We start from the raw sequence: 10,573 nt of genomic DNA, 5'->3' as shown, positions 1-10,573 counted from the left end.
GTTCGGCAGGCGCCGGATGGACACGTCCCGCGGGGCCTTCGCTGCCTGTCACAGCAGCCTGGGGTCGACCGAGACTGTAGCCAGGCCGGCGGGACCGTAGAGATGGATCACCAGACCGGTAGTGCCCCTGTCCACGGCGATGCCGTGGACAGGGGCACCTGTCAGGACGGTGTGGACGAGATCGCCGGTGCGCGGGTCCCAGATCCTCACGCCGCTGGTGCCGCCTGAGACGAGCAGCGTCCGGCCGCCGGGGAGGGGCAGGCCCGTCATGGCGAAGGTGTCCGGGGACTTCCACACGGTGGTCTGCGTCAGGGTGGCCACGTCCCAGACGCCGATGTCCGTGCCGTTGGACATCGCCAGCAGCAGGCCCCTGCCGCCGGGCAGAGTGCACAGGACACTGCCGTGGCCGCCCTTGTGGTCCCAGTCGGACAGCGTGCCGGCAAGCCGCCCGGAGGCGGCATCGATGAGCACCGTCTCCAGGCCGACCCCTGCCACGACAGCGACAGCACCGGACGGGGAAGGGGGCAGGGCTCCCAGGAGGCGGACGGCTGATCCGCCCGTGTCGGCGCTGAGCGGGAGCGTCCTGAAGACGGGCTGCCCGTTCTCGTAGTCAAGGACGACGGTGGTGAGGTTCGGGCCGCTGCCAGTGGCGGCCAGGGAGACAGACATCGGCAGTCCGTCTGCATTCCATGCGACGCATGAGGACAGGGTGGACTGGGACAGCTCCTTCCGGACCGTCATCACCTTCTGTCCCGACGGGAGGTCCCAGACAGACAGGTTGCCATCCGGGTCGCTGACAGCCACCCGTGCCTCCGTACGGGCGAGCGGCAGGACCTGCCCGACAAGACCCGTACCGATCCGCTTGAGCAGGAGGCCCGTCGTTGCGCTGTGGATGTCGAGTCCGCTCCGGGTCGCGAGGACGAGGACGTCGCTTCCCGGGGACTCACCGTCGGCGGGCAGGAACGACCTGCACATAGACCAGGTGGGCGCACTCCGTCGGCGCCTGTCCAGCGAGGGGCCCCGGTAGGCCGACTCGTCCAGCCCGTCCTCGTACAGCGGCCCGCCGAGCCCGGGATCCCAGACCCGGATGCCTTCCGGGCCGGCCGACATCACTCGCGGCCCTGCCGGGTCCTCCGCAACCGCGAGGGCGTCTACGGCCGGGATTTCAGCGTCGAACGTGCGGACTGTGCCCTCGTCAAGGCTCTGCAGGACGATGCGGTTGCGTGCGACGTAGGCGAACGCCGTCCCGCGGGCACCGGCCACTGCCGTGCTGCCGCCTTCCCGGCTGGACGCCACCTGCTCGAAGGTGAAGGGGTTCCACACCCGCAGGGGTACCAGGGGATTGGGGGACTCGGCAATCAGGAGGTCGTCCCCCTCCAGCCGGGTGACGCCCACCAGTCCGGCGACCTGGCTGCCTCCGAAGGGAGCGCTCACGGTCGTTCCCGACACGGGGTCCCACAGACGGATCCCGTCCTCACAGCAGACAGCGACGACGGCCTTGCCGTCCCTGGAGCGGACCACTGCTGTCAGTGACGGCTGTCGCCGGGAGGGTTCCTGGACCTGGCCGTACCTCTGCGTGATCCCGTCCGGGAAGCCGGGAGCTTCGAACAGCCTGTTAGCCCGCGGCCTCCACAGGAATGCGCCCTTGCGGGTCAGGACGAGCAGTTTCCACAGAGCCGGGCCGTCTGCCAGGACGTGCACATCGTATGTCCGCGGGACCGGCGTCTGGGCGATGGGCTGTCCGGAGACCGGGTCGTAGATCCGCACCTCGTACTGACCGCTGTCCGACCGTCCCGCTGTCACGAGGAAGGTGCGCCCGCCTGTGGCCATGATGGTGCACATGCGGTGGACTGTCCCGGTAGCCAGGTCCGCGACAGGCCTGCCCGTCCTCGCGTCCCAGACCCGGACACCGCCGGCATCGGCCGCCAGCGCAGCCAGTTGGCGCCCGTCCGGTGTCGGCACCACGCACATGGCCTTCGTGTGCCCCGGTGCAGGCGCCAGTACGTTCACACGTGCCGCCCACCGGCCCCACAACGGCTTTACCGGCAGCCGGTCAAGCACGTCGGGCCGAATGCCGCCCTCCCCGTCCAGGCCTCGGACAGCACGGTGGAAGGCAATGCTGCCCAGGCGCGAGGCGTAGTCCGCGCCCGCACCGGCGAACGGCTCGATCAGGGCCGCCGCCGTCAGGTTCCGCCGCCCGGGGTCTCCGGCCGGAAGCGGCAGAGCGAGGCGGGCGCGCAGCGTCCCGGAGGACTCCTGCGCGAGGAGCTCCACTGGCACCTCGGAGTCGGTCAGAACGCCGCCGGCGTCGGCATGGTGCAGCAGGTGCCTGCGCACGTACGGATGGGCCAGATGCGGCGTAGTCCGCTCCACCAGCCCCGCTAGCGCACGGGAGATCGCAGCCTGCGCAGCCGTGAGCGCCTGCGGATCGTCGCGGTCCTCCCGGCCAGCAGCCGCAGCTGTCGGCTCCAGCAGGCGGGTGCAGCCGGTCAGCAGGAGGTCGGTCAGCCGCTGGTGGACAGGCCGGTAGACAGCTCGGCCATCCTCCTCAGCGCTGGCGAGGTACCCGGTGAGACGGCCGGAACGGAGGATGCGGATGGCGTGGTCGGCCGCCTCGACGTCCGTGAAGCCGGGACCGTATGCCTCCGAGGCCAGTGCGACGGTGACCGCGGGCCAGACCTCAGCCCACGGCAGCCCGGCCCCTGGTGCGAACGCAGTCGCGCGAAGCGCGGCGACCAGGAGGCTGCTCTCCACCCCCGCCGCAGAGGCCACAGCCCGGATGTCCTCGCGCAGGAGCCCGGTAGTGCCGTCAGCGAGGCGCTTCAGCCACCCGGTCTCCTCCAGGTCCTGGCAGGCACCGGCCGTCCTGAGCTGCTCGGCAGCGATCCGGGCATCGAGGAAGGAGGGAGCGACCGCCTCAGCGACGTGGAGCGCCGCTGCGTCCGCAGCCTCCGGCTCTCCGTGGTACGGGCTAGCCTGCGGGGCGCCCAGCAGCGCAGCGGTGTACGCGGCGATGTCACTCGTGCAGTCAGGCCCGTCGGTGCGCAGGATCTGCGAAGCGACGCCCTCTGTACGGAGGGCGTCGGCCAGCCGCTGCAGCAGCTGGTCCGCCCGCTCGTCCCTCAGGGCCCCTCCCGACGCGTACTCACCGCTCGAGGGCGAGCTGCGGACACCTACCACGAGCCGGACGGCCCGCCTCTCCCCGAGCCGGGACAGCGGGACGATGACATCGCCGACACAGGCCAGCGGATCCTCGGCCTCATCCAGTGCGTCGATGACCACGTTGACGGGTCCACCGGAGCCGGAGGCCCTCGCGGCCAGGAGGCCGAGCAGGCTCTGCAGCGGGAGCTCGCCGTTGCTCGGGGCGCCGCCGAGCGCGGCCAGCAGCTCCTCCACGACCACCCGGGCCGACTTGTTGCGGGCCAGGACGGCTACGTCGACCGCTCCCGGGTCCGGCCGCAGTTCGCCAGGGATGCCTGCCACCACGTCGGCATACCTCGGGTCGGCTGCGAACCCGGTGTCCGCCAGGGTCACCAGACGCGCCAGAAGGGCGGACTTCCCGGACCCGGCAGCTCCGGTGACGACAAGGACACCCGTGCCGTTCCGGATGAAGGCGACCATGCGCCCCATCGGCTCAGCACGCCCGCTGAAGTACCAGCCGGGATCGTCAGCTCCTGTCCGCCCCGAAGCCCGCTCCAGCCAGAACTCATCCAGCGGCCCGGAACCGAGTGCGAGCTGGCGCAGCGCGGGGCCGGCCACGCTCTCCACCGGCCGGAAACGCGGATTGGGCAGGCACGCGCTCGGAGCACTGCCGCGTGAACTCGGCACGACCCACTCGGCGCTGACCAGCCCCTTGTCCGCACCGTCTTCATCCAGGCCTACCTGGTGCAGGAGCTGCTCCCACTCCGCGAACGACAAGTGGGAGCCGGTGTAGCCGGCGGCCTCGTCGCGCATCCGCTCCCAAGCCAGGGCGACGCGCCGGGTGAAGGAACCCACCAGGGGCTTCTCGTAGTGGTGGCCGGCGGTGACGACCGCGGCCCCTTTGTGGCTGTGGCGTTCGTCGGACAAATCCTGGAACAGGCTTGCGAGTTCGGCGTGGAGCGTTCCGGAGTGGCATGAGTCGACGAGCACCAGGACGTGCTCGGACTGGCTGTCCAGGACTGTGGTGATGAGCTCGCTCGTCGGGAACGCGGTTGCCAGTAGGCGTTCCTCCTCCGTAGCCGGAAGCGTCAGGTAGTGGCGCGGGGAATTGCGGCGCAGCCCGTGGCCGGTGATATACACCACCACCGCCTCCTTGTAGCTGGCCGCTGCCAGCTTCTGGTCGTGCAGGAAGGCGCGCAGATCGTCCACTGAGCGGGGCGAGTGCTCGGCCTTCACCACCTCGAAGCGGCGGTCGTCGCCGAGCGCGGGGTCGGCCAGCCATCCGGTGATCCGCTCCACCTGCGCGGCGACGGCCTCGGTGAAGCCTTCCTGCCCGTCCTCGTAGCTGTCGACCGCGACGACAACCAGCCGCCTGCGGACGATGCCGTCCAGTCCCTCTGTGCTCAAACCCGCCCCCCTCTGTCTGGCCTTGCCAGCCTAGCCTGGCCTGTACCGGCTGCCGCGAGCCTGGCTACCATCAGCCGTCTACAGGCTGCTGAGGCAGCGGATGGGGGGATTCATGAGCGCGCTGCAGATCGTCGGGGTGCACGGAATCAGGCAGGGGGCGGGGGCGACCACGACCGGGCTGAGCTCAAGATGGCAGACCAGCATCGACGGTGCGCTGGCTGCCGTCTCGCCCGCCGCCCCCGGGGTCGCTGTGACCGTTCCCTCCTACCAGGCGGTCTTCCCCCGGACGCCTACCCGGTTCATCCGGCTCGGCGGCCCGGAGGCGGGCTCCCCCTCCCAGGACGGGCCTGTCGGCGAGGAGGAAGAGGCCTTCATCCTCGAGGCGCTGGCGGCTTATGCCCCGTCGGCTGTCGAAGACGCTTCGCCCGGGGCGGGCCTGACGCTCGGGGAGAACGCCCTCACACCACGGATCGTGCGCAGGATCCAGGCGGTGGACAGGAAGGTGGGCAGAGGAGTCACGAGCCGCCTGCTGTGGCTCGTCCGTGAGGCCTACACCTATCTGCGTCATGAGGAGACGGCCTACGCCGTGCGCGCAGAAGTCGCCAGGGTTCTGGCAGCGACAGGTGCGCGTTTGGTCATTGCCCACTCCCTCGGCAGTGTAGTCGTCTACGACTTGCTCAGCCGCGGTGAAGCTCCCGGTGTGACAAGGCTGGTGACGTGCGGCTCCCCGCTCAGCTGGCTCGCGGGCCGCAAGGGAATCCATTCAGAGGGCGAACCGCTCGCAGTCCCCGCCGGAGTGGAGTGGACGAACCTGTACGCGTCGAAGGACTTCGTGACCGGGTGCGCCGGCCTGTCCCGGCTCGCCACCGGCATCACGGACATCGAGGTGAACAACGGCGGTTTCCCCTCCTCCCACGACGTCCACCGCTACCTCGACAAGCCGGACCTAGCCGCTCTCATCCTCAAGAGCTGCACCGCCTGAGGAGTACGGCCCGGCCTGCGGCATACCCCGCGCCCCGCCACGGTCCGAATCTGTACCAGGGCGCGGGGATACGCGTCGGACGCAGATCAGCCGGCGTGCTCCGCGAGGACGGCGGCTACCGCCTCCTTCTCCTGCTCGGACGCCTTCTTGTCCCGGAGGTTGTTCTTGATGATCGTGGGGATCAGCGAGGTGTCGAGCTCGAGCGACCTCAGGGTGTAGACCTCGCTGCCGCCCTCATGGCTGGTCGCGATGTCGAGGCCCAGCTCCCGCAGTTCCCGGGTGCGGCGCTCCGTGTGGACGGAGTCCCTGGTGACCACGCGCAGGAGGGCCGCACTCACCGGCTGCCCGAGCCTGCGCAGGAGCATGGAGAACAGCTGCTCGTGGGTACGGCTGCCGTAGGGCACGGTGAGGTAGCGCTCCGGGATCCGCTCCCCGTACTCCTCGGCCATCCGCTCGGCGAGTTGCGCACGGAGGTCCCGGAAGGTGTCGCACTCTGGGGGCAGGTCGGTCCGTACGAGGGCCTGCATGGACTCGGCCAGCAGGCGCTTGGCGTAGAGGTAGGCGTCGAGGAGGTTCTGGGCGTCGGCCTCGGCACCGTCCTTCTTCAGCAGGTCGAGGACGCCCTCGACCGCGAGGGCGGTGTCCGGCTTGAGCCGGTGCCAGTCGGCGGCGGGGTCGGTGGGGTGGTCGGCCATGTTCAGGGAGTCCTATCGTTTCGCCGCAGCCGTGATCGAGCTGTCGGGTGGGTAGCGGAGGATGTGCACGTCCTCTCCGGCGTCCTCGACCGCTTCGAGGTCGTCGAGCCATTCGCGGAGGAACTGCTCGCCCTCCTGGTCCGCGCGGTTGGCCCGCATGAACCTGACCTCGCTGCCGATCGTCACCCGGGGGTCGCGGGCAGCGCCGCCCCGGGTGCTGAGCGAGTCCTGGAGGCTCAGGCCCGCGGCGAAGCGGCGGATGTCGGAGACGAAGTCCAGGACGACGACCTTCTCCTTGCCGGGGGCCAGGCGCAGTCCGCGGCCGAGCTGCTGGACGAAGATCCGGCGGCTGTGGGTGACCCGCTGGAAGACCACGATGTTGACGTCCGGGACGTCGACGCCCTCGTTGAGGACGTCGACCGCGCAGAGGATGCCGGTGCGGCCGTCGGCGAAGTCCCACAGGAGGCGGTTGCGGGTGGCTGCGTCCACCGCCCTGCCGTCTCCCGTGCGCGAGGCGATCACCTCGGCGCTGGTGAACCCGAGCGCGTTGATCCGGCCTGCCATCCGCTCCGCGTGGTCGATGGTCCCGCAGAAGACGATGCCCCTCGGGCTCTTCTGCTCGGCCCATGCCTCGGCGAGGCGGTCGACGACTGCGTCGTCCCACTCGTCGATGAAGACGGTCCGGTTGATCCCCCGGGGTGTGAGCGCGGGGGCGGTCTCGGCGAGCCCGGCTGCCAGAGCGTCCCAGTCGATGTTGTCGGTGAACATCCGGTAGTCGACATTGGCGAGGTACCCCTCGCGCAGTCCGCGCACCATGTCGATGTCCACGACGGGGAAGTCGAACCAGGTGTGCAGGGACTTCCCGTCGGGCCGCCAGGGGGTCGCGGTCATCCCGAGGAGGAACGCGCCGCCGTCGGCGGCCGACAGCTCGCCGAGCACGGCGTTGTAGGCGGTGGTTCCGAGGTGGTGGCACTCGTCGACGACGACCAGGCCGAACTCCGGCAGGTCGCGCCCGGCCTCGACGGCGGTGGCGACGCTGTCCACGCAGGCGAACACGACGTCCAGGTCGTTGAGCGCGTCCTTGTCCGGGCGCTCGTAGCCGTTCCACACCCCGGTCGCCGCAGAAGCGGGCAGCAGGGGCCAGAACGCGCGCTCGAGCTGGTAGACGAGCTCGTTCCGGTGGGCGAGGACGAGGGTCTTCGCCCCGGGCCGCAGGGCGCGGGCGCGCCGGTGGAACTCGGCGGCCACGAAGGTCTTGCCGAGTCCGGTCGCGAGGACGACGAGTGCGCTGCGGGCACCGTTCACCAGCTCGTTCATCAGCCCGTCCACCGCGCGCTCCTGGTAGGGGCGGAGCTGGAAGCGGTCCGGGTCCTGCAGCGCCGGCGGCGTGTCCGGGACGCGCTCCGCCTGCTTGCGGAGCGTGCGCCGGTCCCACAGCTGCAGGGGGATCCCCCTGGCCGCGAGCTGCTCCTGCTGGGCCCGGACGGAGGCCTCGAACCCGTTCAGGCTGACGACGACCGGGATCTGCGCGTCGTAGCGCCGGCAGGCGTCGACAGTCTGTGCGATGACCTCGGGCCCTACCGGGGACCGCCACCGCTTCATCTGGAACAGCCAGCGCCGCCCGTTGAGGCTGCCGATGACGTCCGCTCCGCCGTCGCCGGAGGCTCCTGCCAGCTGCACCCCGGTGTACCCGCGCGCCATGACGAGGCGCTGCACGGTCCGCTCGAAGGACTGCCAGCCCGTCCCGGCCAGGTTGAGGTCGGTGACGATGCGCTGGGTCATGCGAGCTTCCCGGCCAGGAAGTCGACGGCGGCCCGCGCACGGACGACGATGAGCCGTTCGGGCTGGTCGTAGCGGAGGTAGGAGGCGCAGTCCTCGAGGCAGCGCAGGTACTTGACCCGGAGGTCCTCCTGGAGCTTCCGTGCGATCAGGGGGCCCGCCTCGTTCTCGCTGGGCCACGGGTCCTCCCAGACCAGGCCGTTGAACCAGCCCTCGGGGTGGCGGCCGAAGAAGGCGCTGACCGTGTCGCGGTCGCAGTAGCGGAGGTAGCCGCCCGTGGACTTGAGGCGTCCGAGCTCCGCGAGGTCGGCACCGGATTTGATCATCGACTCGGCGAGCGCGAGCTGCTGCGCCTCGTCGAGCTCGTCGTAGAAGCGGTCCGCGTGCGGCGCCCTGAGGATCCGCTCCGTGATCTGGTCGAACAGCGACTTGATGTCGTTCCGGACGCCGTCGGCGCTGTCCGTCACCGCGTCGCCCCAGCCCTTCTTGAGGACTTCAGCGGTCAGTACGGCGGCCGTGTGCCCGGGCCGGCCCTGGAGGTTGCGGTGGAGGGAGTGGAGGAACTGGGCGACCTCGGTCGCGACCAGGAACTCCGGCCGCAGCCCCATCGCCGTGAACACGGGGTGGGTGGGGTCGATGTAGACGGTGATCTGCCGGGTGTCCGCACTGGTGACGAGCGGCACCGCCGGCTGCCCGAAGGCCGGGAGGATCGGCCGGTGCGTCGCACGGACCCGGACGTCCAGCGGGCTGCTCGGCTTCCCGTCCGCCAGCACGACGGCGAGCTGCTCCGCGCTGAGCTCCTCGACGTCCGCGGACGCGGAGCCCAGGGCGGCGGGGCTGGCCGGGTGCGGCGCGTCCTTGACGTGCCCGCACTGCTCGCAGCGCTCCGTCCCCGCCTTGTTCTCCTGGGCGCAGAACGTGCACTTCCAGGGCAGCTGGACCCTGGGCACCTGGGACATGCCGCAGTGCGGGCAGACCGTCGCGGAGCGCAGGATCTGCTTGCCGCACCCCGCGTCCAGGCACGGCTTCCCGTCGAGCACCTCTCCGCAGCCTCCGCACTCCTCGGCCGTCGGCGTGTTCTGGAAGCCGCACTCCGGGCACTCGGGGAGCACCTGGATCGGAGGCTCTGCGGCCGTCTCGACGAGCTCCCACCACTTCGCGTCGTCGTAGTAGCCGGGTTCGCGGTTGAGGAAGCGCCGGTAGTACTCCTCCTCGACGCTCCGCGGGATCCGGTCGGCCTTGCCCTTGGCCGGGTTGTACTTCCCCATGTACATGTCGCCGCGGCCGAAGTTGCGGACCTTCCGGTACCCCTGGAAGAGCAGCGACACCGGCGAGTCGTTCACCTCGCCGTCGGTCCAGTTGTTGGGCAGCAGCGAACCCCCGCGCAGGAAGCCGATGGCCTCCTGCCACTCGTCGGAGGCCAGCTGGAAGTGCTGCTTCTGGAAGTCGACCGGCACCTGGTCGAGGTGGACCTCGCCGACGATCCGGCCGTACTGCTGGTCCACCGGGTACTCACGCTCGACGCGCCCGGTGGTCTCGTCGGCGAACTCGAAGAACGCCGCCTTCTCCGCCTGGCGGATAGCCCGCCCGTTGCGGATCAGGTCGATCCCGAAGTCGTTCTGGTCGTCGAAGCGCTGGATGCCCACCCAGCCGCGCACCCGGTGCCTTATCTCCCGGCTCTCCGTCCCGCCGCACCGGGGGCAGGCGTCGTGCTCGCCGAAGTCGGTGCCGTCGTGGAGGCAGCGCCTCGCACTGCTGATGACCCGGTCAAAGCTGATCTGGGCGGGGATCTTGCCGTGGGACTTCCGCTCGACGAAGCGTTCCGGCGACCACACGCAGTGCTCGAAGGCCTGGCAGCGCTCGTTGTTGACCGTGATGACCACCGGCTCGGCCGCGCCCGGCCGCAGCAGGGTGGCGTACCGCCGCCCCAGCCGGCTGCGCAGCGTCTTCTTCGGCATCCTCGCGAGCTCGCGGATGAAGCCGCTGTTGGCGTCCCCCTCAGGCCACCAGCTCCGGACCTCCACGACGGTGCCATGGCGCAGGCCCTGCGGCTTCTCGATCTGCTCGGCGCGCGCAGTGAAGGTCTGGGACTGCATGAGCTCGGGCAGGTCGAGCGTGACCTGGACGGCGTGGTCGTCCTCCTCGCGCGCGGAGACCACCCGCGTGATGCGCCCGAGCTTCCCGGTGGCGATGTTGAATCCCATGCCGAACAGGCCCAGGGTGTCGAAGTGGTTCTTGGAGGTGTAGCCGGCCCGCATCGAATCGGCGATCTGCCCCTCGGTGAGGCCCGGCCCGGTGTCGCGGACGCGGACCACCCCCTCGCCCCGCGCGACCTCGGCGGATCCCGGAACCTCGATGATCACCTGGCGGACCGACGAGGGGGCTCCCGAGGTGGCAGCGGTCCGGAAGGAGTCGACGGCATTGTCGATGAGCTCGCTGAGCGCGTCGATCGGAAGGATCGGGGTGCGCGTGAGCGCCACGAGCACCTTGGGGTCGGGGGTGATGTCGATCGGCTTGTGCGCCATCTTCTGGTCGGCTCCGTGTCCAAAATCCGAGTAGTGGGTCCGCC

General features: G+C 70.4%; 5 protein-coding genes. 1 reads left to right on the top strand and 4 read right to left on the bottom strand.

Features of this window, described 5'->3' with window-relative positions; translation table 11 throughout:
- Positions 1 to 48: 48 nt before the first annotated feature.
- The gene (locus tag ACZ6Y7_RS26190) at positions 49 to 4,548 is read right to left on the bottom strand and encodes an AAA family ATPase (RefSeq protein ID WP_465760375.1); all 4,500 of its coding nucleotides are present in this window, start codon (positions 4,546 to 4,548) and stop codon (positions 49 to 51) included.
- 112 nt (positions 4,549 to 4,660) lie between these two features.
- Here ACZ6Y7_RS26190 and ACZ6Y7_RS26185 point away from each other — a divergent pair, with 112 nt between their 5' ends.
- Positions 4,661 to 5,530 (top strand): lipase family protein, encoded by an 870-nt coding sequence (locus ACZ6Y7_RS26185; protein ID WP_465760374.1) that lies wholly within the window; start codon positions 4,661 to 4,663, stop codon positions 5,528 to 5,530.
- Positions 5,531 to 5,616: 86 nt separating this feature from the next.
- On the opposite strand, the gene ACZ6Y7_RS26180 is transcribed toward ACZ6Y7_RS26185, so the two are convergent.
- Genes ACZ6Y7_RS26180 through ACZ6Y7_RS26170 form a run of 3 tightly spaced genes read right to left on the bottom strand, consistent with a single transcriptional unit; the run spans position 5,617 to position 10,529 of the window.
- Positions 5,617 to 6,225: a hypothetical protein gene (locus ACZ6Y7_RS26180; protein ID WP_465760373.1), complete on the bottom strand. Its 609-nt coding sequence runs from the start codon at positions 6,223 to 6,225 to the stop codon at positions 5,617 to 5,619.
- A gap of 12 nt (positions 6,226 to 6,237) precedes the next feature.
- Positions 6,238 to 8,007 carry a DEAD/DEAH box helicase family protein gene (locus ACZ6Y7_RS26175; RefSeq protein ID WP_402224341.1) on the bottom strand — a complete coding sequence of 590 codons (1,770 nt, stop codon included), beginning with the start codon at positions 8,005 to 8,007 and terminating at the stop codon, positions 6,238 to 6,240.
- Positions 8,004 to 10,529 carry an ATP-binding protein gene (locus tag ACZ6Y7_RS26170; protein WP_465760372.1) on the bottom strand — a complete coding sequence of 842 codons (2,526 nt, stop codon included), beginning with the start codon at positions 10,527 to 10,529 and terminating at the stop codon, positions 8,004 to 8,006. Before ACZ6Y7_RS26170 ends, ACZ6Y7_RS26175 begins: the two co-directional genes overlap by 4 nt.
- Positions 10,530 to 10,573 lie beyond the last annotated feature (44 nt).

Source organism: Kitasatospora sp. NPDC053308, assembly GCF_055585785.1.
This window is presented reverse-complemented; position numbering and strand designations above follow the sequence as displayed.